We start from the raw sequence: 20,632 nt of genomic DNA on the forward strand, positions 1-20,632 counted from the left end.
AAATAAGTATATAATTAATTTACATTACAGGCAAAGGAGAGTGTTAATGAACATATATATGACATCTGTAAAGAGTACATAAGCGGAAAACCAATTTTGTCTTAGAATCAGCGGTGAAAAACTTATGAAGACTCGAAAGAGTGAAAAATGAGTGTAGGAAATTAAGTGTTAAGAAGACTCTAAATTATTTAGGACTTTAACTCAAAAATAAAAATAGAGTATAAAATATTCCTTTTATCGAGAATGGAGGAGGAAAATTAAACATCAATATAAACCTTAAAATCAACAAAACGAAACGCCATAAAGGTTTCTTATGGCGTCTAACAGAACATGGAGGTACTCTTAATACGGCAGCGGAGGAAAAAAGAGTTCTTAACCGAAGAAAGCTGCCCCAACAATGATTAATAAGATGAATAGCACCACGATTAATGCGAAGGAGCTACCATAACCATTTGAGTATCCCATATAGCCACCTCCTTTTTAAGAGGATAGTACATGATATGCCGATTAAACTAGTTCGATAGGGAGGCTAGTTTAATTGATTTAAAATGATTGCTTAGTCTAAGTAAAATGTTCCTCATCATTCAGTGCTACCTATGAAGGGTTAGGGGGAAATATAATCAACGGAAATTTTCATGATTTCCCGGGCAAGCGCAGTATACGACAAATTAGAACAAATAATTAGGAGAGATTAATTATGAACAAAGAAAACTGGGTAGTTGAGGTCTATGCAGGAAAAGAATTCGTTGGAAAGATGACTGGCTTAGATGGAAAGGTAGCAGTATTTGATAAAGGAGAGCAAGCAATGACTGCAGCTCAAGAACTGAAAGCAGGAGGTTCTTTAGGAGTATGGTGCAAGCTTGCAAAACTGGATGGGTGTGAAAATATTGCAGCTAGTCATTAACATTCTTGAGATCATGGGTCTTTTGTTGATTGGAATAGTTTCACTAGATACATATGGATTGAAAAGGAGAATAAAACCTCTAATCGCTACATGGATATTAGCGATTGCTGGTTCAGCGTTCATAAGTGCGGCTATCTTATTGATTCTCAGCAATATCTATAAATTTTTAAATTAAAAGGAGAATGAGAGCATGCAAACCTTAGATGCACCGATTTACGAAGTTAAACAGGAGAGTGAATGGTATAAATCTGAGAAGAAACGAAAAGAAGACATTAACACATTCTTTGATACATTTGAAGAAAAGTATGGGATCAAGGAAGGTTTTTCGTTTTATCATTCTGGGTATTTCGGGGTTCGTGCAGGAACAGAAGCATATGACCTCTTTAAAGATGAAGTGGTGAAAAACCCCGCAAAAAACGGCTTCTATGCATTTAAAAAACGTTCTAAGTATTTCACAGAGATAAAGTCTATGCTAGAGAAAATAGAAGAGGTAAATCCTTTCAAAGGTCGTGATGTATTTGGGAGAAATAATATAACTGCAAGCCAGTGGGTAGGTGATAGATGGTTTTTTGGCGTAAGAGATGAGAAACGTGTAGAAGGTGAAGAAGCTACGCCTATCGACTTCAAAGATTATCTGAAAATTGTAATGGAGCATTTAGATTAAAATTCAATTTTTATGGAGAAAGGGGAAAACCATGAGAGACCTTACATCTGAATTCACATTTAGAGGAGTAAACAGACAGATACTGAAACTCAAAGCAACAAAAAGCATTGATTATCCAGATACTTGGGTTCAAGTTCAAATTGGAGATCAAATGGCTGAAGTTGAAGCTAATAAACTTTTGGTAGCTATAAAGGCATTTAATGAAATGTAATGTTAAAAACAATCTTTTTAGGAGGTGGATAAGTGGGAAGACACAAAGCAAAGTTTGAAGGATTGGTAATGAAAGAAAGTTATTACGTTCACCGTGTACCAGGTAAAGATAGGTGGATTACTCAGCCAGTGACCAAAGTTTGTCGTACTGAATCAATCTTTGAGGGGCATATAGATATTGAGCCTATAGAAATTGGAGGTAAAGTTTATATCCCTGGACTTAATGAATATGTCATAGTGACTGACAGGCAACGAAACATACATAACGAATGGACATACCAAACTGATAGAGTGATTATGACAATTATTGACGAAAAGAGCTTGAAGGAATGCGAAGAACTCAATGAGAAGAAAGTAAAAAGTAATGATGGTCTAAAACAAAAACTTATAAAAGATCCATGGTGGAAGAGGATAATGAATAAAAATTAAAGGGGAGATATTTATTGAATAAGGATACAAAAGAGATTTGGAACAGTTTCTTTATCGGATCAGGTTCGTTAATTGTAGTTGGATTACTCATTTTTGTTGAAGCGTTGACTATGTCACTAGTTGTTTATTACGGATTGAATCATGTGTTAAATCCTTTACTTTTTGATACATACAACGTACAAAATGTCCATACCACTTTACCTCATGCATTTGTTATTGGTGTTTTACTTAATATATTTGTCAAAGGTGTAAAACAGTCAGATCAAGAAAAAGACGAAAACATCTTCAAGAAAGCAGGTAAGTCTTTACTGCATTCTGCTTTAGCATTGATCGTTCTATATGTGAGCGCACTGTTTATCTAAGGAGGCACTCAAGATGAGTGATGACAATGCTGTAAGAATCATTATCAAAAAGATATCAACTGGTGAAACAGTTGGCGAAATGAAAGTAACAACTTTACCTGTTGAATGTATTTTGCAAAACGATAACAAATCTAAATAAAAGTTTTATTTTATTCAAATAAGGGGGATACATAATGGATTTAAATTTAATCGTAAACAAGACTCTTTCCGAATTAAATGAAGATGGTTACGTTGAGAAAATCGTAAAGAAACAAATCGAAGACACTATTCAAGATATTATTAATGACACACTTAAAAGTTGGAGTGATTTTGGCAAGGAATTAAAACAGCAAGTACAAAATCAGATGAAAATTAATTTGGATAGGTTAGATATACCTTCTTACAATCAAGTTGTAATTAACACTATTAAAGGTGAACTAGAACGTTCTGTTCACGAGGAAGGTGCAAAACGTATTCAGGAGAGCCTTCAAGAAATTCTAGGTACAGGGAAAGATGAATATAAACTTTCAGAGCTTATAAACGAGATTGTTGAGTATGATTGTGAATTAAATGAATTGGATTACGATGAATATAAAGAAATCACAGTGATTGTTGAAGATAAATATAGTAGCAAGTACGTTTATATTGATCCAGAGGAAGATAAAGATTGGTTTAATTGTAAATACAGGCTTGTGCTAAATAAAGATGATTTGACCGTCGAACGAGCGGAAATAGATGAAAAGAGCTTTGACAATAAAGTAATCATGGGTGGATTATATGGTGTTGATAAGAGTATTTTCAAAATGTGGACTCGTAAAGCAAAGTTGATTATTGATAATTATGAGACGACGTTCTCTAACCCAGAATACGATTGATACTGTAAAACGGAATTACAATAAAAGGATGATTTTAAAGAAAGAGGAGGAAAGCCCGTGGCTTATGATGAGATTAATGGCAAGTTAATTAACCCAAAAGTAAGTGATGTAATTAAAGCATTACAAGATCAACTTGATTTTTACGGCGACACACCAGTTAACTTCAGGATTGATAGTGAAGAAACAAGGGATGAGATTCAATTAGATCCATATAAAAATGTTCTTGTGTTGCATTTAGAGGAAGTTTAAGGAGGAAAGCTACAATAGACACATTTGATTTTATCGGATGTTATTTTAAACACTATAAAGGTGGCATTTACAAGGTTATTGGAGAGGCTATCCACACTGAAACAGAAGAAAAGCTGGTTACATATGAAGACCATGACGGAGTTCTTTGGGCAAGACCTAAAGACATGTTCTTTGGAAAAGTGGTTGTTGATGGTAAAGAGATTAAGAGATTCACAAAAATAAACTAAAAGGATGATGAAAATGAATAAAAAATACGGACTTTATTGCATGGGAACACTTGTTAATACTTATGATGATGCTATTGAGGCTCATAATGATGCTGTATATGCTCAAGAAGAAAGTGGAGTACCACATGAGGTAAGAGAAATTCAATAAAATAAGAGGAGGACATTAAATGATTCAAGGATTTTATAAAGATCAGAAACTTCACCTTTTAGAAGATTCTATGCAGCAGTACACTGTCATGAAAGTTGAAGAAAATGCAGTATGTGTTTATCGATGGATCGATGACTATAGACACAAGATTGAAAGATTCACAGATGTTGAAGAAGCTAAAAAGCTCCTTGGAGAGGGCTGGCCAAAACAATAACAAAGGAAGATACAGAAATTTATAATTGGAGGACGAATAGATGGATGAGAATATCTATAAACCGTCAGTTCCTAGATGGGTTGGCGATATACTAGAGCTAGACAAGAAAAGAAGACAAAATCAGTACAGAGGCTCACTAACGTCAGGTCAAGAGAAGAAGGATTGGGATGAGTGGGAACGTAGACATTCAAGGAAATTAAAGTACGCAAGATTGAACGGATGGACGATCGAAGAAGAGTAAGAAGGGCAAGTATATACGGATTAAATCTAGATAAAATCACAGTTTCATAGAGAGGGGAAGCTATATGAGTGCAGCAAGAAAGTGGAAAGACCTCCGAAGTAAATTAATTGGTTATAAGGTGTTTGGAAAGTTCAGTGATGTTGTTATCGACCATATTCTTAATGATATGGATGAATTAGATGCTAAATATTATAAAGTCAAAAATAAAAAATAAAGAAAAGGGAGTTGTGGAATGGGAGCTGCTAGACAATTATACGTGAAGCGTAGTGACCTGGTGATTTTAAATGAGGCTGAAGATAATACGAAAATACATATGCAAAATGGTGAATCATTTACGGTTTTTAGAGGAGAGCTTATTGCAACTGACTTAGAAGGAAATCAAATGGTTATACCACAAAGTCAAAAGGATAATTACATCCCTGTTCAAAAAATGTCTGATTTAGAAGCTCAGATGGCACAAGGATATGCTGAAATGTCTGCGATTAATCTTGAGATGTCGGAAGCTTTCAACCAAGCTGAAAATGAAGCTGAAACAGTAACTACAGATTTAATTACAGGGGCATATAACGATTAGTGATCATTACATATGAAAGTAAAACAGGCAATGTAAGAAGGTTTGTAAAAGCGCTGCAACGAGAGTTAGACGTTGAGGTAGTCGAAGTTACTGATGATACGATCATCAAACAAGAGTTTATACATATTACATATACGATAGGCTTTGGGGAAGTACCTGAAAGGACTTTGAATTTTATCAATAAGAATAAAAATAAAATCAGAGGAGTTGCTGTTAGTGGTAACAAGGTTTGGGGTGATAACTATGGTTTAGCTGGAGACAAGCTTTCAGCTAAGTTCCACACACCATTGTTATTAAAGTTTGAACTTAGTGGAACGAAACAAGACTTACAGAAGATCATTCAGGAGGTACAACTTATTGACAAACACAATACCAAAGTGGATCAAGCTCAATAATGAGATCATGATTCAGAAAGATGGGAAGTTTCAATTTGAGAAGGATAAGGAGGCCGTACATAGTTACTTTGTTGATTACATTAATCTAAACACAGTCTTTTTCCATGATTTAAAAGAGAAACTGGATTATCTGATTAAAAATGATTATTACGAAGAAGAATTCTTGGAACAATACACATTTGAACAGATTAAATCAATTTATAAGATTGCTTACAGTTACAAATTTAGATTCCCATCTTTTATGAGTGCCTTTAAGTTCTACAATGACTATGCATTAAAGACAAACGATAAAACAAAGATCCTGGAAAGGTATGAGGATCGTGTCTCAATTGTAGCTCTATATTGTGCTGATGGTGATTACGAGAAAGCTATTGAGGAAGTACATACCATGATGAAACAAGAGTATCAGCCGGCAACACCTACTTTCCTTAATGCTGGACGTAAGCGAAGAGGTGAAATGGTGAGCTGCTTCTTACTTGAAGTGGATGACAGTTTGAATGCTATCTCTAGAGCCATTGATATCTCCATGCAGCTTTCTAAGCTAGGCGGTGGTGTAGCGCTAAATCTAAACAAATTAAGAGCCAAAGGTGAAGCGATTAAAGACGTAGAGAATGCTACTAAAGGTGTCGTAGGTGTTATGAAGCTATTGGATAATGCTTTTAGATATGCAGATCAGATGGGACAAAGGCAAGGGTCAGGAGCGGCTTATCTAAGTGTATTCCATCCAGACATTACAGACTTTCTGGATACTAAAAAAATATCAGCAGATGAAGATGTCCGGGTTAAAACACTGTCTATTGGTGTTATTATTCCTGATAAGTTCATTGAACTAGCAAGAGAAGATAAGGATTACTACATGTTCTATCCTCATTCAGTATACAAGGAGTATGGTCGATATCTTGATGAGATGGACATCAATGAAATGTATGATGAGCTTGTTGAAAATCCTAAAGTTAGAAAAGCAAAAGGAAATCCTCGTAAGTTATTAGAGAAGTTGGCAATTTTACGATATGAATCAGGATATCCTTATATCATGTTTGCTGATAATGTAAACAAGGTTCATGCTAATGAACATATTTCAAAAGTGAAGTTTTCAAACTTGTGTTAACTGTAGCACCTTCAGTCAGTAATGGCTGTAGCAAACCCGTCTAAACGGTGAAACTCTATGCAAAATAGACAATACCGTGCTAAACCGTACATATTGCGGAAATGCCGAACGACTATCGAAACCACGCTTCGGCGGAAGGGAGTAGAGTACATTGCAAGTTTATGGCGATGGAAACGGTGGGCGGCCTTTTGGGTCGATGATATAGTCTATTCTTGCGGGTGACCGTAAGCAGTTCATTAGAGAACGGGCGAGAGTGTTGCGACTTTCGTTGAATATAAAGTCAGAAGTCCTCCAATCATCTGAAGTATCAGTTTACACAGATTACAATCAGGAAGATGAAATTGGATTAGATATCTCATGTAATCTTGGCTCAATGAACATTGTAAACGTAATGAGTAATCAATCAATTGCTTCAACAGTGAAAACGGCTATTGATTCCTTAACAACCATAACAAGAAAAACAAACATTGCAAATGCTCCAGCAGTTGCAAGAGCAAATACACTAATGAGATCAATTGGGTTAGGACAGATGAATCTTCATGGCTTTTTAGCTCAAAATAATATTGCTTATGAAAGTGAAGAAGCTAAGGATTTTGTTAATACGTACTTTATGATGGTCAATTATTATTCCCTACAGCGTTCAATGGAAATAGCAAAAGAGACAGGGGAGACATATTACAAATTTGAAGGCTCAACTTACAGATCAGGAGAGTACTTTAAGCAATATGAAGATAATAGCTTTAAGCCTAAGTGTGAAAAGGTTCAGAAGCTATTTGGAGATCAACATATCCCAGATCAATCTGATTGGAGAAAATTGAAAGAACAGGTTATGGAGTATGGACTTTACCATTCCTATAGACAAGCAATCGCACCTACGGGAAGTATTTCATATGTCCAATCATCTACAGCTGGTGTAATGCCAATTATGGAGAGGATTGAGGAACGCACATACGGAAACAGTAAGACATATTATCCAATGCCTGGCTTATCACCTCAGAATTGGTTCTTCTATAAAGAAGCTTATGATATGGATATGTTCAAGGTAGTTGATCTTATTGCAACAATTCAGCAGCATGTTGATCAAGGTATTTCGTTCACGCTGTTTCTGAAGGATACGATGACAACGAGAGACCTAAACAAGATAGACCTCTACGCACATCATAAGGGTATAAAGACTCTTTACTATGCAAGAACAAAAGATACGGGACAGGAAGGATGCTTGTCGTGCATGGTTTAAATGATGAAGTTATTGATGGGTAGAGGCAATAAACAGAATGTTACTTAACCATGAAATGAGGTGTGGGATAAAAGACTTCAGATTAATCATTGGGATTGAAAAGAAGTCAGCAAATTTAGCCGACTTCTTAAATATTTTTAAAGTCCAACTACTCTGAAGAAACCAGTATTACTATCACCAGTTCCATTATCATAATAGAATTTATATTCGCCTGTTTGATCAACATCAAACGTCTTAACGATTGTTTTTCCCGCCTCTAACGTTGTTGAAGATAGAAGGATATTTCCATTAGGATAATAAAGTGAAAAATTGAAAGCTTTATTCCCATCATTTGCTACGAAAACTCTGATTTGATCTTGATTAGATCCGTTGTAGTTGAATTTAATTTCTTTATTGTTTCCAGAAAAAGTTTTACAAACTAAATATGGACTATCACATGCCCAACTCATAGGTTTTACGGTTTTTACTTGATTCGGTAATGGTTTTGCGGATACATCTGCAACTCCAACAAAAGGAATTAGTCCAATTGCGATAGCTCCAGCAATGACTTTCTTTTTCATTTTTTATTCCCCCTCTTAATAATGAGATTGATACAGTATATAATTTACAATATTTAATAAATATTCCCTTCTTTTTCGAGGAGGAAGGGCAAATAAAATTCAAGGAGGACATATGTTTGTCACAAATTAACAATCTCTTTACTGCTGCTAACTGGTCGCAACATGAAGATGATTTCACACAGATGTTTTATAACCAAAACGTTAAACAATTCTGGTTACCAGAGGAGATTGCTTTAAACGGCGATCTTCTAACCTGGAAGTACCTTGGTGATAATGAACAGGACACTTATATGAAAGGATTGGCTGGCTTAACATTATTGGACACTGAACAAGGTAATACTGGAATTCCCATTATTGCGGAGCATGTAGAAGGGCACCAAAGGAAAGCCGTACTTAACTTTATGGCCATGATGGAGAATGCAGTTCATGCTAAGTCCTACAGCAACATCTTTCTTACACTAGCTTCTACAGAGAAGATTAACAAAGTGTTTGAATGGGTTAAGAACAATAAATATTTACAAAAGAAAGCACAAATGATTGTCTCAATCTATAAATCAATCAAGAAAGATGATGACATTTCCTTATTTAAAGGAATGGTCGCTTCTGTGTTCTTGGAGAGTTTTCTTTTCTACTCAGGTTTTTATTACCCACTTTATTTTTATGGACAAGGTAAGTTAATGCAGAGTGGGGAAATCATAAATTTAATTATCCGTGACGAAGCGATTCATGGAACATACATTGGATTGTTAGCTCAGGAGATTTATAAGAAGCAAACACCAGAGAAGCAAATAGAACTGTATGCATGGGCTCTAAGTTTGCTCCAAGATCTATATGAAAATGAATTGGACTACACAGAGGATGTTTATGATCAGGTTGGTTTAGCAACTGATGTTAAGAAATTCATTAGATACAACGCAAACAAGGCAATGAATAACTTGGGATTTGATCATTATTTTGTAGAAGAAGATGTCAATCCAATTGTTATTAATGGATTGAGCACTAAGACAAAGTCACACGACTTCTTTTCGACTAAGGGAAATGGGTATAAAAAAGCAACAGTTGAGTCATTAAAGGATTCTGATTTCATTTTTAACGAGAAAGGGTGTATTTAATGAGACTGATTAAATTAGAGCAGCCAAATTGTAATCCGTGTAAAATGGTGTCCAATTATTTAAATCAAGCAAATATTGAATATGAAACAATCGATGTGACACAGGAACCAGAAGTAGCAGCTAGATTTGGTGTTATGGGAGTACCAGTAACTATTTTGCTTAATGACCAAGGTGAGGAAGTAAAACGTAGTATTGGTTTTAAACCTGAAGAACTTGAACAGTTGTTAAAGGAATTACAATAAAAGGGTAATTTTAAATAAATATAAAATAAAGGGAGATAATGAATGTATTTCATTGGAGATCAAGAAGGCTTAATTGGTAAGGAAGTTGCATATGTATGGGCAAATCAATTTTGTGAGCAAACAACAATTATTACGAAGGATGGAGGCGTATTTATGGCTAGTCAACAAGCTGACTGGGACGATGGTTATGAGACAAGAATATTATACGCGCACGAAGCTAAAAAAATCTTACATCCTCTGAAAAGAGAGTTGCATGAAAAAGGTGTGATTGATGAATCAGAGTGGGAAGAGTACGAGAATGAGCTAAAAAAGAAGCAAGCTGTTGAAAGAGAGAAGTATCTCAGTGAGCAAGAAGAAAGAGAACGTAAACGCTATGAGGAGTTGAAAGCAAAGTTCGAACAATAATGAGTTGTTTGTTCAACTGAATAAAACAGTATAAGATTATACATACATTAAGAAACAAAAGGAGTTAATACATAATGCAAATTAAAATCAAATATCTAGACGAAACACAAACAAGAATCAGCAAAATTGAGCAAGGAGATTGGATTGATCTTAGAGCTGCTAATGATGTAACGATCAATAAAGATGAATTTAAACTTGTCCCATTAGGAGTAGCAATGGAGTTACCTGAAGGATATGAAGCACATGTTGTCCCTCGATCAAGTACATATAAGAATTTTGGTGTCATTCAGACAAATTCAATGGGTGTAATTGATGAGTCATACAAAGGAGACAACGATTTCTGGTTCTTCCCAGCTTATGCATTACGTGATACTGAAATTAAAAAGGGAGATCGGATATGTCAGTTTAGAATCATGAAGAAAATGCCGACAGTTGAATTAGTTGAGGTTGCCCATTTAGGGAATGACGACAGAGGAGGATTAGGTTCAACAGGAACTAAGTAAATAATTAAAACCTTGGCTGTATTCATGCTGTATGATTTGAACAATGGAGGTTTCAGCCAAGGTACATATTACCTTATGTATTTAGTGGATAGTTTATACTTGCTTAACTTAGCTGTTGAATATTAACAACGACTGTACCTATTGCAATGATGAGATATAGGAATCCATGATATTTCTGTTTTTTAATAAAAGCATCAATCCCAAAGCCAACAATAAGAGCAGCTAAAATAAATTGTACAGCTATAAAAATTGTTTGATTATGAGTGAAGAAAGAATAAAATAATAAAAACGCTAAAATGATTAGACCGATAAGGCAAACAATCTTTAATGCTTTACTCAAAAAATCACTCCTACCACTGGTGTTATTATTACTCTATCACATTCAGGAAGGTGTTTGTATTTAACGTAATTCAAATAAAAGAAGACTTTTATCGTAATTTGTGAGAAGGAGAGGGCAGATAAAACATACTAACGACAGTGATTTACAAGCAAAGTTCAATGACATGTTTTCATAAATAAAAAAGCCCCGGTGACATACCGGGGAAGTAAATAGATGTTTAAGAGATTTAGTGGTGTTTTTTATACGATTTGACATAATCATAATAATGATCATCGTCATCATAATACTTTTTGTCGTAATGATAGTCGTGATCATCATAATACTTTTTGTCATGATCGTAATACTTCTTGTCGCAATCATAATGCTTTTTATCATGATCATAATACTTTTTGTAATACTTTTTCTTCCAAGTGTAATATTCTTCTTTATATTTTTTATAATAACCCATATTTCATCCTCCTTTTTGTCTTAATCGAAATTAATATATGAAGTTTAAATTATATGGTATGGTCAAATGAAATAATAATTATAAAAAGAGGCTGATCCTGATAACCAAATGAATAAACCGTTTATTAAAATAAGTTTTGAGAAAGGATTCAATCACAGTGAAAAAGTATAAAAATAATATTGCCAAGTGTATTGAGAAGATTAGTAAGCTTGAAGAAGGGTTATCTTTATTTGAAGAAGATGATGAAGAATACCTAAGCTTATTGGTGAAAATTCAAGGATTATATGATGAAATTGCTGATATTGCTTTAGAGGGATTTAAAGATATGACTACAGAAATCAGAAAAACTGGACAGAAAAGAATTGAAAAAGGGATTGATCAGCTGCCACATACAATAAAAGAAAGCGTGAGTGAACAAATTAATGATATGAAGAATGTTAAAGCTGATTTGTTTGAATAAAGCTAAATAGATAGTGTATTAGTGATAAAAATAAAATAAGGAGATGTATTAGGATTACATACTTTGCATTTTTTCTAACAGCATACTTGTTTGCATTGAATATAAACGAAATCAGATTAATTGTTCGAGGTGAACAAAACGTCTATATTAAAGTTTCAGATGTGTTAATCAGTTCGCCGTATAATGAGCTGAAGAGGAATAAGAACTTAGTGTATGTCATGACATTGTTCAAGGGGATTTCTTTTATTATCCCCTTGGCTACTATTGGATTGATTACGCATAGTAACTTACTAATGCTAACATGGACAGCTTTTGCATTAATTTATAGCGGATTAACAATGTTTAAGGTTCTGGATGTATTAGATGGTGACACAAAAAATATCCAAAATAAGTTTGTGTACATGCTGTTTGTTTGCGGTAATATTGTCTTCGTAATTAACTTTATTCTAGTATGTCTGAAATAGAGGAAGGAATGAAAAACGTGAGTCAATTTGATGAACAATACAACACAATCATAAATGACATTATTGAAAATGGAGTATCTGACGAAGAATTCAATGTAAGAACAAAATGGGACACAGATGGAACACCAGCTCATACACTAAGCGTTATAAGCAAACAAATGAGGTTTGATAATTCCGAAGTTCCAATTTTAACGACTAAAAAAGTTGCCTGGAAAACTGCAATTAAAGAATTGCTTTGGATTTGGCAACTTAAATCTAATAATGTTGACAAATTAAATAAAATGGGTGTGCATATCTGGGATCAATGGAAACAAGAAGACCGCACAATCGGTAAGGCATATGGTTATCAGCTTGGTAAGAAAAACAGAAATCTAAATGGTGAAAGAGTTGACCAAGTCGATTATCTTCTCCATCAGTTAAAGAACAATCCATCATCACGTAGGCACATTACAATGCTTTGGAATCCAGATGAATTGGACTCAATGGCATTAACACCTTGTGTTTATGGCACTCAATGGCTTGTAAAAGGTGGGAAGTTACACTTAGAGGTCTTCTGTCGTAGTAATGATTTAGCGCTCGGAAATCCGTTTAATGTGTTCCAGTATAATGTATTGCAGCGTATGATTGCTCAAGTTGCTGGTTATGAGCTAGGTGAGTACATTTTCAATATTGGAGATTGTCATGTATACACTCGCCATATAGACAATTTGAAAATTCAAATGGAAAGAGAGCAATATGAAGCACCAGAGCTATGGATTAACCCAGAGGTTGAAGACTTTTATGATTTCACCATTGATGACTTCAAATTAATTGACTATAAGCACGGAGACAAGCTTTCTTTTGAGGTAGCAGTATAATGCTATCTCTAATTGTTTGCTCTGATAAATCATTGGCCATTGGGATTCAGATTATATAACACACGGAATATTTAAATCACCTATAGACAAATATAAAAAATAAGTATAATATATGAGTAGGATACTAACCTGATCTTTTTACTTTTAAAAGAGAAAAAAACAACAAAAGTAAAAAATAAGAATAATAAATATTTTGGTTAAAACTAATATTTTATCTAGAATGGGGAGGGTTTATTATGCCGAATGAACTAAACAATAACTTAATGATACTTGAGGCAGAAAAAGAAAGAGCTGAACTACGTTTAAAAGAACAAATAAAAAGCATTCGTAACGCTTTGGAAAGTTTGGAATACAAGCTGAATAACAACCAAAGTCTGTACGCATCTGATGGGATACAAGGTAATGGAGTATATCTTGATGCTTATTTAAGTAAATTGGTCGCATATGAAGAAGCAATTAAACGTTTTAAAGCACATTTAGAAAGTGATAAAAAGGGTTCTTAATAGAACGAATATCATTCAAAAACTTTAAGGAGGTGATTCATTGGAGGTAGGAGACAAAATACATAATGCAACCGATCAAATAGCAGCATTAGAAGAAAAGAAATATCATATCGAAACAAAGCTACTCGAAAAACAGAGGGATTTGTTAAGACTTGAAACACAGCAAAACAAAGCGAAGCTTGAATTGTTATTCGAGCTAAGTGAAGTCTTAACACAATTAGAAAATGAAGAATGGGTAAGTTCCACGATTGCTTTACGAATTATTAGAAGAAATAAAAGAAATTATTTGGATCTTTTTGAGCTTAATGAAGACAAAGCATACATAAATAAGGATGAATTTAAAGTGCTTCATGATGAATTTTTTCAACTGAAACAAGAATTAAATGATATCTGAGGAGTTGTCGGTAGCGAAATTGGAGGTGAAAAATGTGTGTACATGTGAAGACGGTAGTGGCAAATGTCCTTATTGTGACGGAGCGCTGGATATAATCTAAATGAAATCTGTATTTTATGGGAAGGAGCAGTGAGCTATGGAGAAAATCAATGGCAGGTATAGGATTAAAATACCTTGTCCTAAGGGGATTTCAGGATGTGCTGTTTGTCATTATTTGTGGATAGACGAAGATGCGTATGACCAGATTCACGATTGTTATTATGATTACTATGGCAAAAAACCAGACCCAACATATGTGGTTCAAATACATAAACACCTGCCAAGAGATATTCATTTGTTTGTAGAAGAATGGGGATGGAATGACACAGAGGTCGGAGAAAACATTTATAAATGGCTGAGAGAAGAATGTTGTAGGCTTTAGATTGATGATCGAGGTGGTAATGTGAGAGTTTCTGAGGTGAATACAATGCCATTAGTTCTTTACGGATTTGGAAGAAGAGCATAAAAAGAGGGGAGGAATCCCCTCATAAATTAATGTAACTGTCCACCGTTCATGCTTTGTTGAGCTAAGCGAACTAAACGTTTTGTGATTTCTCCACCAACAGAACCATTGGCTCTAGAAGTAGTCTCGGCTCCTAATCGAACACCAAACTCTTGAGCAATTTCGAATTTCATTTGTTCTATTGCTGCTGCAGCTTGCGGTACAACTAACTCATTATTATTGTTTGATCTGTTTTGTTGAGGCATGTGATCATCTCCTAAATTAATATGTAAACAAGCTTGTTCGATCATATTATGGAGAGTTTTTCTGAGATTATACATTTGATTTCAAAATGACTATTGCTCGAGGATGAATAATTGATTTCTTTAATACTAATGTTTAATGGAAGGGGGACAATATGAAAATTGATTACGTTTCTGATCTCCATATCAACCATTGGATACCTTGGAACATCAACCAAATCAAATGGGAAAACCGGACAAGGGAGATTGTCAGAAGGTTAATTTCAAATGGAAGTGGCGAGGTATTAGTCATTGCTGGAGATTTCACTGAGTGGAATCAACAAACGTTATGGGTTCTCGAAGAAGCAGCAAAGCAATACGAGAAGGTTTACTTTACATATGGAAATCATGATCTTTACTTACTCAGTAAAAACCAAAAAAGAAAATACTCAGACTCATTAGGTAGGTTGAATGATCTAATCAAAAAGGCTGTAGAAATAAAAAATGTTACTCCATTAATTAAGTCAACTGATACATACAAAGGGAAAGTCTTTGCAGGAGATGTAATGTGGTACCTTCCAAAAGGAATCGAAGGATGGGATTTCTTTAAAGGAGTATCTAATGATTCAAACTATATCAGCCTCAATGGATACAGTAAAGAAGATGGAGTAAGAGCAATGTGGAAAGAATCAATGGACTGGTATGAAACTTTAGAAAACATCCAAGTTGATGTATTTGTTTCTCATGTTCCACCTGTTCACAATCCCTATTCTCCATTTGAGCCTAATACATGCTACATGGTTGATGTACCGTTCATTAACGCTAAACATTGGATTTGTGGTCATGAACATTTACAAGCTGAGTTTGTTAAAGAGGACACGAGCTTTCACATGAATTGTATTGGATACCCGTATGACTATGATAATTATCCGAGTGTCAATGTGATACCTGGTGATGAAGTAGATTCATATAAATCGTTTGAGCTAAAGACATTTGAAATTTGAGGTGAAAACCGTGAAGAAAGATTTAGACGATGTATGGACAGTCGTGTATAAAGATCATGATGAAGAACCTAAGTCTTATTCATACTATTCCAAATCAGATGCGGAGACTGCAAAACAGGCAATTGAAAAATCAAACGGTACTCAGTTAGTCAATGAAAAGGAAGAAGTCGTTGGGCATATTCATTTAGACTGGGTCTATTTAATCCAAGGGAGGTTAATTAAAACTGACTAAGAGCAAATGAAATTCTAATTTTATTAAGAAAGGGATGACACCTTTATGTATGGAGAAGATGTTGAAGTTACTTTAGGTGGAAATATTAAGGTGGAAGTGTTTGTGTTTTGTCTGCCTAGCACATCTAAAGAGGAAAAAGAAAAGAAAGCATTGTTAACTCTAAAAAACCTAATAGAGAAAAGGTTGAAGAATGATGATCTAAAATATTTAGATGTACAAAATGATTGCGATTTAATCTCTAAAGTGATTGAAAAAGGGGAGTTTTGATTTTGAATAAGAGAATAAAGAAGAAGATTCAAAATAGAGTTGAGTCATGGATTATTTATAAGAATCCTAATGGGACATATAATTCACTGGGTTTAAACAAGTTTGGAAAAGTACCTTCTCATGCGCGTCCTTTGCATCCTGAATATGAAACATTAGGAGAGGTCTTAAATTCTTTCCCGAAGGGTTTTAACTTTCCTTTGGTTGAGTTGACAAAAGAAGAAGAAAATATGTTGTTCTTCGACCATTATCCTACAAGCGACGGTGGATGGCATACAGGAGATAGAGACACGTGGGGTGTTTGGGGACAAAGATACTTATTGAAAAAGGTATCGGATGGGTGTTGCAAGTACGTTTCCAGATAAAATGTTGATTTTATTGAAAGGGTTGATTGAATGAATGAGATAAATGATATTGAAAACAAATATGTGAAACTGATACATGTTAGAGAACTGCTAAATTTAATAAAGACTAGAGACAGTTTTTATGATTGGTCAGATAGTTATGAGAAGTATGATAAAAAAGTAAAGAACACTGTTGAGTGGTTAGAACGTAATGCTAAAACAATGTAATAAAAGCTTCATTTAAAAATGATCGGAGTGAGAGTATGGCTAAAGTTTATAAAGCAGAATTTTATATTGCGGATATCAACGATGAATTTCAGGGTATTAATGATATTAAAGAAAAAATTGAAGAATCGCCAACGTTCAGATCGGCATATGTTCATGTTGCAGATGTTAAGGAGTCAGCAGAGTTTGAGTGGGACGATGATTTAAAGATTAACCGTATTGCGGCTACAACGGAAGATTATGAAGAGTATTTTAAAAAGAATTAAGAAACTTAATAAAATCGGTCTTTTATTTAGAGTAAAAATAAAATTAGTGGATTAGTTAAGTGCTTTATGAATTGAAAAGTCCAACTAATAAGCCAAAGAGACTTAGCACTATCGAAATGGAAAGAAAAGCCCAAATCAAAGCGGTGAAGGGATTGTTAAGTCCAATTCTTTCTTTCCATCTTATTTTAGTGGATTCATCAGTTTCATTCTTTGCTAATTGAATATATAAAACAACATTCAAACAAAGTGAAATAATGAGCGCTGGAATTAAATAAAGGTTCATATTCATCAACCTTCCCAGATTATTAACATTCATAATACTAATGCAAAACAAATAATAACATATCCATATTTTACCTTCAATATAGATTAGGAGAGTGATTGATTGGCAACAACAAATCAAGGGAAAGTTTTTGAAGCGAACATTGAAAAATCTGCTGGAGACCAAAAGTTGTTCTTCTACAGGATTAAGGATGTTAATCCGATGTTTTTGAAAAGGGGAGCTGCAGTATCAAAAAATAAATATGATTGCTTCCTACACTTTAAGGGGTACTTGTTCCCTTTTGAGCTTAAATCAACGAAGAGCAAGTCCATTTCCTTCAGTGAAAAGATTATAAAAGCACAACAGATTAAATACTTAAAAGAAGCAACTCAATACCCAAACATAATCCCAGGCTTCCTGTTTCAATTTAGAGATCCTGAGAATAAGGTTTATTTCGTACATATTGATGATTTCTTAGAATATAAAAACATAGCTGAAAATCAGTTAGAACATACATATAAGAATAAAGTTAATAAGTCCAGTATCCCGATTGCGATATGTGAAGAGATTGGAACCGAAGTTCACTGGATGAAAAAGAAAGTCAATTATACATATTACTTGAACAAGCTATGCAATGAATTGATTGAGAAATTTTCGAATAGGACAAACTCCGAAAGTCATACACCTGTCAATAGGAGGGTGGTAAAATGACAATAGATGAATTATACAAAAAGTACAACCTTCAAAATTGCACTGTAAAATATAGAAATGAGCCGAATCTTAAATTGATGGCGAAAGCTTTTATGGATTTTAAAAGAAAGCTTTATCTAGAAAGAAAAAAGGAGACTGCCGAATAAGGTAGTCTTTTTACTTACAATAAAAAATGACATACCGACATTTGTCGTTGACGCGCCGGGCGGAGGCGGAAAAATCGCTCTGCAGCCTAATTATGTTTTATCCCAAAGCCCTGATAAAGTCATTTTGCGGAATTTTGAAGGAGTCATCACGTCCTATCCCGAGCCGGAACATTATATTCCGAACCAGGCGAACGCCTACTTTGCGTCTGTGTATCCTGAAGTTTCCGAACAGAAAGAACCGATCGGATTGAGCGCTATTTTTGCAGACAAGGAGGTTTCCTTCACACCTGAAAACGTATCCCGCATCAAAAGAAGAGAAGCATACACGGCGAACCCAGAGCACGAAACATTAAAAAACCGCAGGGACAAAAGGGATGAACTGAAGGAAAAGAAATTTCTGGCCCAGCAAAAGAAAGAAAAAGAGGGGGCGGAAAGCGGGGGAGATTCATCATGAAGACATGTGAATGGTGCGGCGGGCTTCAAGCTTCCCCTTGCGTGACCGCCGTTTACTGGGAGCTTCCTGACGGCACAAAGGCGATAGAAATTACAGAGACACCCGCCTTGTCATGCGCTGACTGCGATATGGTCTATCAAGAGGAACTGACAATAAAAGAAATTGAAGATCAATTGATTTTAATTGACACAAAAAAGCTTCCTTATACGATAACATTTCAGCAGCTGATGCAAACAGAACGGATTTTGAAGCGCAATTATTTTGATTTCTCCTAAAGTGTGTTTGGTATTCTTTTGTTGTAATTTCATATCTGAAATGTATAATAGAACAACAAAAGACAGACAACAGGAGGGGAAACCCATGAAATCCTTTTACCATTACTTGATGAAATACAGAAATCCAAAACCGAAGGACAGCATCAGTGAGTTTGCAAATCAGGCATATGAAGACCACAGCTTCCCAAAGATGTCCAGCGATTATCATGAGATCAGCTCTTATTTAGAACTGAATGCTGACTACTTGGAAACGATGGCCACTTTTGATGAAGCTTGGGAAAAATACGAGACTGAGGTGCCTCAAATATAAACATGTTTTAAAACCGCATCCCCATGCGGTTTTTTTGTGAGCGGATTTGATGTCCGGCATTTGAATATAATTGGATATTTCCTTTGGTTTTCATGCCCATGCGAATTTGTGTCAGCCGGCATACGATAGCGTATGAGAAAGTCGCGGCAAGGGGGAGACAGCATGAAGCAAAACAAACCGAAATTCCAAGTAGGAGATATCGTGGTTGTCGTGATGTACGGAACAGTCGGAACGATTACGAAGGTACATCAGATTGAAAAACATTTTCTTTATGAAGTCAACCATAATGAAGTATTATATTTCGAAACGTCCATTCAGCTTTATAAAGATTATGAAGGCGTCATTGTAGATATGGAGAAACTGGATATTGAATATGAATTTCTCATTGGTGATGTCGTCTATGTAAAGGACTATGGAAAGGAACTGTTTCGAATTATCGGCCATAGAACAGAGATATGGAGATATTTGGAAGACGGGTGGGAAGATATTATTTATGAGCTGACTCGCTTAAAGGATGGAGAGTGGCTTGAAACGGAGGAAGAGGATCTCACACTGGTCCTGAGAAAATATGAAATGGACCAGTTTGTGCATCAGCTTTTGTTTGTCCATTATGTCGGAGAAACAGCTCATGAGATCGGCGAGGATGTCATATCGACCGCTCTTCTTCAGTTTGAAGGCGATGCTGAAGTCCAAGATAACCTTCACGTTCTGGCTGTATCTATTGTGGATGAGCTTTTAGACATTTATAACGACTATAAAATCCTGTATGAAATATTTCAGGATGAAGAATATAAAGATATGATGAATTTTGTGTTGGATAGTTTAAAGGAGCATTTCGGCTAGCCTGCTAAAAAACGGACGGCGACATATAAGGAGTAAGGAAAGCAGCCTATAAGCATGATATAAGTCATTGTTTTCAGCACCTTTTCCATCATCAGATCAAATCCATCTCCGTCCAATGCAGCCATCATTTTTGTGATCATTACTCATGCCCCCATGCTTGTTTTTTTATTCATGTATATGAGTAAAAGAATTGTTTAGAACAACCCGGTATAATTTGGCCGGCCATTTCATAAAACATAAAAAAGGAGGCGGTACTGTCATGAAAGAAATAGATCTTGTGATTGATACAGAAGAAATCGCTGAATTTTTTTACAAAGAACTCGCTAAACGGGGCTACATACCATGTGAAGAGGAGATATTTGAAATAGCCGATATCACCTTTGATTATTTATTAGAAAAATGTATGATAGATGAAGAGCTGGATGATGAATGTTAAACGTCTAACCGGAGTGAGGCAGCTCCGGTTTTT

43 protein-coding genes and 3 pseudogenes are annotated in these 20,632 nt (G+C 35.0%); 40 read left to right on the forward strand and 6 right to left on the reverse strand.

Going from position 1 to position 20,632, the window contains the following annotated elements:
• Positions 1-372: 372 nt before the first annotated feature.
• A complete protein-coding gene (locus tag GXP75_RS19150) occupies positions 373-465 on the reverse strand; it encodes a YjcZ family sporulation protein (RefSeq protein ID WP_082786716.1) in 93 nt (30 codons plus the stop codon).
• 232 nt (positions 466-697) lie between these two features.
• Between GXP75_RS19150 and GXP75_RS19155 the strand changes: the two genes are divergently transcribed.
• From GXP75_RS19155 to GXP75_RS19235, 17 genes and pseudogenes are all read left to right on the forward strand, one after another.
• Positions 698-904, forward strand: a complete 207-nt coding sequence (locus GXP75_RS19155) for a hypothetical protein (RefSeq protein WP_242557625.1) — start codon at positions 698-700, stop codon at positions 902-904.
• A gap of 190 nt (positions 905-1,094) precedes the next feature.
• Positions 1,095-1,568 carry a hypothetical protein gene (locus GXP75_RS19160; RefSeq protein ID WP_242557626.1) on the forward strand — a complete coding sequence of 158 codons (474 nt, stop codon included), beginning with the start codon at positions 1,095-1,097 and terminating at the stop codon, positions 1,566-1,568.
• A gap of 31 nt (positions 1,569-1,599) precedes the next feature.
• Positions 1,600-1,779 (forward strand): hypothetical protein, encoded by a 180-nt coding sequence (locus GXP75_RS19165; RefSeq protein ID WP_242557627.1) that lies wholly within the window; start codon positions 1,600-1,602, stop codon positions 1,777-1,779.
• Between the two features lie 32 nt (positions 1,780-1,811).
• On the forward strand, positions 1,812-2,207 hold the full coding sequence (locus GXP75_RS19170; protein ID WP_242557628.1) for a hypothetical protein: 396 nt from the start codon (positions 1,812-1,814) through the stop codon (positions 2,205-2,207).
• A gap of 14 nt (positions 2,208-2,221) precedes the next feature.
• Positions 2,222-2,569: a hypothetical protein gene (locus tag GXP75_RS19175; protein ID WP_242557629.1), complete on the forward strand. Its 348-nt coding sequence runs from the start codon at positions 2,222-2,224 to the stop codon at positions 2,567-2,569.
• A gap of 13 nt (positions 2,570-2,582) precedes the next feature.
• A complete protein-coding gene (locus GXP75_RS19180) occupies positions 2,583-2,708 on the forward strand; it encodes a hypothetical protein (RefSeq protein WP_242557630.1) in 126 nt (41 codons plus the stop codon).
• A gap of 34 nt (positions 2,709-2,742) precedes the next feature.
• Positions 2,743-3,423 carry a hypothetical protein gene (locus tag GXP75_RS19185; RefSeq protein ID WP_242557631.1) on the forward strand — a complete coding sequence of 227 codons (681 nt, stop codon included), beginning with the start codon at positions 2,743-2,745 and terminating at the stop codon, positions 3,421-3,423.
• Between the two features lie 57 nt (positions 3,424-3,480).
• On the forward strand, positions 3,481-3,672 hold the full coding sequence (locus tag GXP75_RS19190; protein WP_242557632.1) for a hypothetical protein: 192 nt from the start codon (positions 3,481-3,483) through the stop codon (positions 3,670-3,672).
• Between the two features lie 32 nt (positions 3,673-3,704).
• Entirely contained in the window at positions 3,705-3,899 is a 195-nt protein-coding gene (locus GXP75_RS19195; protein ID WP_313897127.1) for a DUF1653 domain-containing protein, read from the forward strand.
• A gap of 13 nt (positions 3,900-3,912) precedes the next feature.
• Positions 3,913-4,047 carry a hypothetical protein gene (locus GXP75_RS19200; RefSeq protein ID WP_014721253.1) on the forward strand — a complete coding sequence of 45 codons (135 nt, stop codon included), beginning with the start codon at positions 3,913-3,915 and terminating at the stop codon, positions 4,045-4,047.
• Between the two features lie 19 nt (positions 4,048-4,066).
• Positions 4,067-4,261, forward strand: a complete 195-nt coding sequence (locus GXP75_RS19205; RefSeq protein ID WP_242557633.1) for a hypothetical protein — start codon at positions 4,067-4,069, stop codon at positions 4,259-4,261.
• 40 nt (positions 4,262-4,301) lie between these two features.
• Positions 4,302-4,502: a hypothetical protein gene (locus tag GXP75_RS19210; RefSeq protein WP_242557634.1), complete on the forward strand. Its 201-nt coding sequence runs from the start codon at positions 4,302-4,304 to the stop codon at positions 4,500-4,502.
• Positions 4,503-4,566: 64 nt separating this feature from the next.
• Entirely contained in the window at positions 4,567-4,716 is a 150-nt protein-coding gene (locus tag GXP75_RS19215; protein ID WP_242557635.1) for a hypothetical protein, read from the forward strand.
• A gap of 18 nt (positions 4,717-4,734) precedes the next feature.
• On the forward strand, positions 4,735-5,076 hold the full coding sequence (locus GXP75_RS19220; protein WP_242557636.1) for a hypothetical protein: 342 nt from the start codon (positions 4,735-4,737) through the stop codon (positions 5,074-5,076).
• A complete protein-coding gene (gene nrdI / locus GXP75_RS19225) occupies positions 5,076-5,471 on the forward strand; it encodes a class Ib ribonucleoside-diphosphate reductase assembly flavoprotein NrdI (RefSeq protein ID WP_242557637.1) in 396 nt (131 codons plus the stop codon). The genes GXP75_RS19220 and nrdI overlap by 1 nt, the downstream gene beginning before the upstream one ends.
• Positions 5,434-6,576 (forward strand): annotated as a pseudogene (locus GXP75_RS19230) (ribonucleotide reductase N-terminal alpha domain-containing protein); the annotation flags it as partial. The gene nrdI and the pseudogene GXP75_RS19230, both read left to right, overlap by 38 nt.
• Positions 6,577-6,859: 283 nt before the next feature.
• Positions 6,860-7,816 (forward strand): annotated as a pseudogene (locus GXP75_RS19235) (ribonucleotide reductase large subunit); the annotation flags it as partial.
• A 137-nt stretch (positions 7,817-7,953) separates the two neighbouring features.
• On the opposite strand, the gene GXP75_RS19240 reads toward GXP75_RS19235, so the two are convergent.
• On the reverse strand, positions 7,954-8,376 hold the full coding sequence (locus GXP75_RS19240; RefSeq protein ID WP_106034950.1) for a hypothetical protein: 423 nt from the start codon (positions 8,374-8,376) through the stop codon (positions 7,954-7,956).
• Between the two features lie 125 nt (positions 8,377-8,501).
• Between GXP75_RS19240 and nrdF the strand changes: the two genes are divergently transcribed.
• The 4 genes from nrdF to dutA all read left to right on the forward strand — a co-directional run bounded on the left by nrdF (position 8,502) and on the right by dutA (position 10,638).
• On the forward strand, positions 8,502-9,488 hold the full coding sequence (nrdF, locus tag GXP75_RS19245) for a class 1b ribonucleoside-diphosphate reductase subunit beta (RefSeq protein WP_242557709.1): 987 nt from the start codon (positions 8,502-8,504) through the stop codon (positions 9,486-9,488).
• Positions 9,488-9,730, forward strand: a complete 243-nt coding sequence (locus tag GXP75_RS19250) for a thioredoxin family protein (RefSeq protein ID WP_242557638.1) — start codon at positions 9,488-9,490, stop codon at positions 9,728-9,730. The genes nrdF and GXP75_RS19250 overlap by 1 nt, the downstream gene beginning before the upstream one ends.
• Before the next feature lie 42 nt (positions 9,731-9,772).
• Positions 9,773-10,135: a hypothetical protein gene (locus GXP75_RS19255; protein ID WP_242557639.1), complete on the forward strand. Its 363-nt coding sequence runs from the start codon at positions 9,773-9,775 to the stop codon at positions 10,133-10,135.
• Between the two features lie 74 nt (positions 10,136-10,209).
• A complete protein-coding gene (gene dutA, locus GXP75_RS19260) occupies positions 10,210-10,638 on the forward strand; it encodes a dUTP diphosphatase (RefSeq protein ID WP_242557640.1) in 429 nt (142 codons plus the stop codon).
• 103 nt (positions 10,639-10,741) lie between these two features.
• On the opposite strand, the gene GXP75_RS19265 is transcribed toward dutA, so the two are convergent.
• Positions 10,742-10,978 carry a hypothetical protein gene (locus GXP75_RS19265; RefSeq protein WP_242557641.1) on the reverse strand — a complete coding sequence of 79 codons (237 nt, stop codon included), beginning with the start codon at positions 10,976-10,978 and terminating at the stop codon, positions 10,742-10,744.
• A 226-nt stretch (positions 10,979-11,204) separates the two neighbouring features.
• Positions 11,205-11,426, reverse strand: a complete 222-nt coding sequence (locus GXP75_RS19270; protein WP_242557642.1) for a spore coat protein CotU — start codon at positions 11,424-11,426, stop codon at positions 11,205-11,207.
• A 157-nt stretch (positions 11,427-11,583) separates the two neighbouring features.
• On the opposite strand from GXP75_RS19270, the gene GXP75_RS19275 reads away from it, so the two are divergent.
• From GXP75_RS19275 to GXP75_RS19300, 6 genes are all read left to right on the forward strand, one after another.
• Positions 11,584-11,886, forward strand: a complete 303-nt coding sequence (locus GXP75_RS19275) for a hypothetical protein (protein ID WP_242557643.1) — start codon at positions 11,584-11,586, stop codon at positions 11,884-11,886.
• A 95-nt stretch (positions 11,887-11,981) separates the two neighbouring features.
• On the forward strand, positions 11,982-12,350 hold the full coding sequence (locus tag GXP75_RS19280; RefSeq protein ID WP_242557644.1) for a hypothetical protein: 369 nt from the start codon (positions 11,982-11,984) through the stop codon (positions 12,348-12,350).
• A gap of 17 nt (positions 12,351-12,367) precedes the next feature.
• Positions 12,368-13,207, forward strand: coding sequence for a thymidylate synthase (locus tag GXP75_RS19285; protein ID WP_242557645.1), 840 nt, complete (start codon positions 12,368-12,370; stop codon positions 13,205-13,207).
• 236 nt (positions 13,208-13,443) lie between these two features.
• Complete coding sequence (locus GXP75_RS19290; RefSeq protein ID WP_242557646.1) at positions 13,444-13,710, forward strand: hypothetical protein; 267 nt, start codon at positions 13,444-13,446, stop codon at positions 13,708-13,710.
• A gap of 40 nt (positions 13,711-13,750) precedes the next feature.
• Positions 13,751-14,104 (forward strand): hypothetical protein, encoded by a 354-nt coding sequence (locus tag GXP75_RS19295; RefSeq protein ID WP_242557647.1) that lies wholly within the window; start codon positions 13,751-13,753, stop codon positions 14,102-14,104.
• A gap of 136 nt (positions 14,105-14,240) precedes the next feature.
• Positions 14,241-14,525 carry a hypothetical protein gene (locus tag GXP75_RS19300; RefSeq protein WP_242557648.1) on the forward strand — a complete coding sequence of 95 codons (285 nt, stop codon included), beginning with the start codon at positions 14,241-14,243 and terminating at the stop codon, positions 14,523-14,525.
• Positions 14,526-14,635: 110 nt separating this feature from the next.
• Here GXP75_RS19300 and GXP75_RS19305 read toward each other — a convergent pair whose 3' ends face one another.
• On the reverse strand, positions 14,636-14,851 hold the full coding sequence (locus GXP75_RS19305; protein ID WP_242557710.1) for an alpha/beta-type small acid-soluble spore protein: 216 nt from the start codon (positions 14,849-14,851) through the stop codon (positions 14,636-14,638).
• A 152-nt stretch (positions 14,852-15,003) separates the two neighbouring features.
• Here GXP75_RS19305 and GXP75_RS19310 point away from each other — a divergent pair, with 152 nt between their 5' ends.
• The 12 genes and pseudogenes from GXP75_RS19310 to GXP75_RS19365 all read left to right on the forward strand — a co-directional run bounded on the left by GXP75_RS19310 (position 15,004) and on the right by GXP75_RS19365 (position 20,163).
• On the forward strand, positions 15,004-15,831 hold the full coding sequence (locus GXP75_RS19310; RefSeq protein WP_242557649.1) for a metallophosphoesterase family protein: 828 nt from the start codon (positions 15,004-15,006) through the stop codon (positions 15,829-15,831).
• Positions 15,821-16,063 (forward strand): hypothetical protein, encoded by a 243-nt coding sequence (locus tag GXP75_RS19315; RefSeq protein ID WP_242557650.1) that lies wholly within the window; start codon positions 15,821-15,823, stop codon positions 16,061-16,063. The genes GXP75_RS19310 and GXP75_RS19315 overlap by 11 nt, the downstream gene beginning before the upstream one ends.
• Positions 16,064-16,108: 45 nt before the next feature.
• Positions 16,109-16,330: a hypothetical protein gene (locus tag GXP75_RS19320; RefSeq protein ID WP_242557651.1), complete on the forward strand. Its 222-nt coding sequence runs from the start codon at positions 16,109-16,111 to the stop codon at positions 16,328-16,330.
• 2 nt (positions 16,331-16,332) lie between these two features.
• The gene (locus tag GXP75_RS19325; RefSeq protein ID WP_242557652.1) at positions 16,333-16,692 is read left to right on the forward strand and encodes a hypothetical protein; all 360 of its coding nucleotides are present in this window, start codon (positions 16,333-16,335) and stop codon (positions 16,690-16,692) included.
• Between the two features lie 30 nt (positions 16,693-16,722).
• Complete coding sequence (locus tag GXP75_RS19330; RefSeq protein WP_242557653.1) at positions 16,723-16,899, forward strand: hypothetical protein; 177 nt, start codon at positions 16,723-16,725, stop codon at positions 16,897-16,899.
• Positions 16,900-16,934: 35 nt separating this feature from the next.
• Positions 16,935-17,162, forward strand: coding sequence for a hypothetical protein (locus GXP75_RS19335; RefSeq protein ID WP_242557654.1), 228 nt, complete (start codon positions 16,935-16,937; stop codon positions 17,160-17,162).
• Positions 17,163-17,547: 385 nt separating this feature from the next.
• Complete coding sequence (locus tag GXP75_RS19340; protein WP_242557655.1) at positions 17,548-18,135, forward strand: hypothetical protein; 588 nt, start codon at positions 17,548-17,550, stop codon at positions 18,133-18,135.
• On the forward strand, positions 18,132-18,281 hold the full coding sequence (locus tag GXP75_RS19345; protein ID WP_242557656.1) for a hypothetical protein: 150 nt from the start codon (positions 18,132-18,134) through the stop codon (positions 18,279-18,281). The genes GXP75_RS19340 and GXP75_RS19345 overlap by 4 nt, the downstream gene beginning before the upstream one ends.
• A gap of 31 nt (positions 18,282-18,312) precedes the next feature.
• A pseudogene (locus GXP75_RS19350) lies at positions 18,313-18,735 on the forward strand (lysine 2,3-aminomutase); the annotation flags it as partial.
• Positions 18,732-19,010 (forward strand): YokU family protein, encoded by a 279-nt coding sequence (locus GXP75_RS19355; protein ID WP_106044313.1) that lies wholly within the window; start codon positions 18,732-18,734, stop codon positions 19,008-19,010. The pseudogene GXP75_RS19350 and the gene GXP75_RS19355, both read left to right, overlap by 4 nt.
• 85 nt (positions 19,011-19,095) lie before the next feature.
• Positions 19,096-19,320 (forward strand): YozE family protein, encoded by a 225-nt coding sequence (locus GXP75_RS19360; RefSeq protein WP_003325751.1) that lies wholly within the window; start codon positions 19,096-19,098, stop codon positions 19,318-19,320.
• A gap of 162 nt (positions 19,321-19,482) precedes the next feature.
• Positions 19,483-20,163 (forward strand): hypothetical protein, encoded by a 681-nt coding sequence (locus GXP75_RS19365; RefSeq protein ID WP_003325753.1) that lies wholly within the window; start codon positions 19,483-19,485, stop codon positions 20,161-20,163.
• Here GXP75_RS19365 and GXP75_RS19370 read toward each other — a convergent pair.
• Positions 20,160-20,303: a hypothetical protein gene (locus GXP75_RS19370; RefSeq protein ID WP_242557657.1), complete on the reverse strand. Its 144-nt coding sequence runs from the start codon at positions 20,301-20,303 to the stop codon at positions 20,160-20,162. The two genes, GXP75_RS19365 and GXP75_RS19370, sit on opposite strands and share 4 nt — an antisense overlap.
• Positions 20,304-20,422: 119 nt before the next feature.
• On the opposite strand from GXP75_RS19370, the gene GXP75_RS19375 reads away from it, so the two are divergent.
• Positions 20,423-20,599, forward strand: coding sequence for a YozD family protein (locus GXP75_RS19375; protein ID WP_003325755.1), 177 nt, complete (start codon positions 20,423-20,425; stop codon positions 20,597-20,599).
• Positions 20,600-20,632 lie beyond the last annotated feature (33 nt).

Source organism: Bacillus sp. HU-1818 (assembly GCF_022695965.1).
Taxonomy (GTDB): domain Bacteria; phylum Bacillota; class Bacilli; order Bacillales; family Bacillaceae; genus Bacillus; species Bacillus atrophaeus.

Excerpts from the sequence above, each read along its gene's own strand:
- GXP75_RS19150 (WP_082786716.1), bottom strand. The coding sequence starts at position 465 with ATGGGATACTCAAATGGTTATGGTAGCTCCTTCGCATTAATCGTGGTG.
- GXP75_RS19155 (WP_242557625.1), top strand. The coding sequence starts at position 698 with ATGAACAAAGAAAACTGGGTAGTTGAGGTCTATGCAGGAAAAGAATTC.
- GXP75_RS19160 (WP_242557626.1), top strand. The coding sequence starts at position 1,095 with ATGCAAACCTTAGATGCACCGATTTACGAAGTTAAACAGGAGAGTGAA.
- GXP75_RS19165 (WP_242557627.1), top strand. The coding sequence starts at position 1,600 with ATGAGAGACCTTACATCTGAATTCACATTTAGAGGAGTAAACAGACAG.
- GXP75_RS19180 (WP_242557630.1), top strand. The coding sequence starts at position 2,583 with ATGAGTGATGACAATGCTGTAAGAATCATTATCAAAAAGATATCAACT.
- GXP75_RS19185 (WP_242557631.1), top strand. The coding sequence starts at position 2,743 with ATGGATTTAAATTTAATCGTAAACAAGACTCTTTCCGAATTAAATGAA.
- GXP75_RS19200 (WP_014721253.1), top strand. The coding sequence starts at position 3,913 with ATGAATAAAAAATACGGACTTTATTGCATGGGAACACTTGTTAATACT.
- GXP75_RS19205 (WP_242557633.1), top strand. The coding sequence starts at position 4,067 with ATGATTCAAGGATTTTATAAAGATCAGAAACTTCACCTTTTAGAAGAT.
- GXP75_RS19210 (WP_242557634.1), top strand. The coding sequence starts at position 4,302 with ATGGATGAGAATATCTATAAACCGTCAGTTCCTAGATGGGTTGGCGAT.
- GXP75_RS19215 (WP_242557635.1), top strand. The coding sequence starts at position 4,567 with ATGAGTGCAGCAAGAAAGTGGAAAGACCTCCGAAGTAAATTAATTGGT.
- GXP75_RS19220 (WP_242557636.1), top strand. The coding sequence starts at position 4,735 with ATGGGAGCTGCTAGACAATTATACGTGAAGCGTAGTGACCTGGTGATT.
- GXP75_RS19240 (WP_106034950.1), bottom strand. The coding sequence starts at position 8,376 with ATGAAAAAGAAAGTCATTGCTGGAGCTATCGCAATTGGACTAATTCCT.
- GXP75_RS19250 (WP_242557638.1), top strand. The coding sequence starts at position 9,488 with ATGAGACTGATTAAATTAGAGCAGCCAAATTGTAATCCGTGTAAAATG.
- GXP75_RS19255 (WP_242557639.1), top strand. The coding sequence starts at position 9,773 with ATGTATTTCATTGGAGATCAAGAAGGCTTAATTGGTAAGGAAGTTGCA.
- dutA (WP_242557640.1), top strand. The coding sequence starts at position 10,210 with ATGCAAATTAAAATCAAATATCTAGACGAAACACAAACAAGAATCAGC.
- GXP75_RS19270 (WP_242557642.1), bottom strand. The coding sequence starts at position 11,426 with ATGGGTTATTATAAAAAATATAAAGAAGAATATTACACTTGGAAGAAA.
- GXP75_RS19290 (WP_242557646.1), top strand. The coding sequence starts at position 13,444 with ATGCCGAATGAACTAAACAATAACTTAATGATACTTGAGGCAGAAAAA.
- GXP75_RS19300 (WP_242557648.1), top strand. The coding sequence starts at position 14,241 with ATGGAGAAAATCAATGGCAGGTATAGGATTAAAATACCTTGTCCTAAG.
- GXP75_RS19305 (WP_242557710.1), bottom strand. The coding sequence starts at position 14,851 with ATGCCTCAACAAAACAGATCAAACAATAATAATGAGTTAGTTGTACCG.
- GXP75_RS19310 (WP_242557649.1), top strand. The coding sequence starts at position 15,004 with ATGAAAATTGATTACGTTTCTGATCTCCATATCAACCATTGGATACCT.
- GXP75_RS19320 (WP_242557651.1), top strand. The coding sequence starts at position 16,109 with ATGTATGGAGAAGATGTTGAAGTTACTTTAGGTGGAAATATTAAGGTG.
- GXP75_RS19330 (WP_242557653.1), top strand. The coding sequence starts at position 16,723 with ATGAATGAGATAAATGATATTGAAAACAAATATGTGAAACTGATACAT.
- GXP75_RS19335 (WP_242557654.1), top strand. The coding sequence starts at position 16,935 with ATGGCTAAAGTTTATAAAGCAGAATTTTATATTGCGGATATCAACGAT.
- GXP75_RS19345 (WP_242557656.1), top strand. The coding sequence starts at position 18,132 with ATGACAATAGATGAATTATACAAAAAGTACAACCTTCAAAATTGCACT.
- GXP75_RS19355 (WP_106044313.1), top strand. The coding sequence starts at position 18,732 with ATGAAGACATGTGAATGGTGCGGCGGGCTTCAAGCTTCCCCTTGCGTG.
- GXP75_RS19360 (WP_003325751.1), top strand. The coding sequence starts at position 19,096 with ATGAAATCCTTTTACCATTACTTGATGAAATACAGAAATCCAAAACCG.
- GXP75_RS19365 (WP_003325753.1), top strand. The coding sequence starts at position 19,483 with ATGAAGCAAAACAAACCGAAATTCCAAGTAGGAGATATCGTGGTTGTC.
- GXP75_RS19370 (WP_242557657.1), bottom strand. The coding sequence starts at position 20,303 with ATGATCACAAAAATGATGGCTGCATTGGACGGAGATGGATTTGATCTG.
- GXP75_RS19375 (WP_003325755.1), top strand. The coding sequence starts at position 20,423 with ATGAAAGAAATAGATCTTGTGATTGATACAGAAGAAATCGCTGAATTT.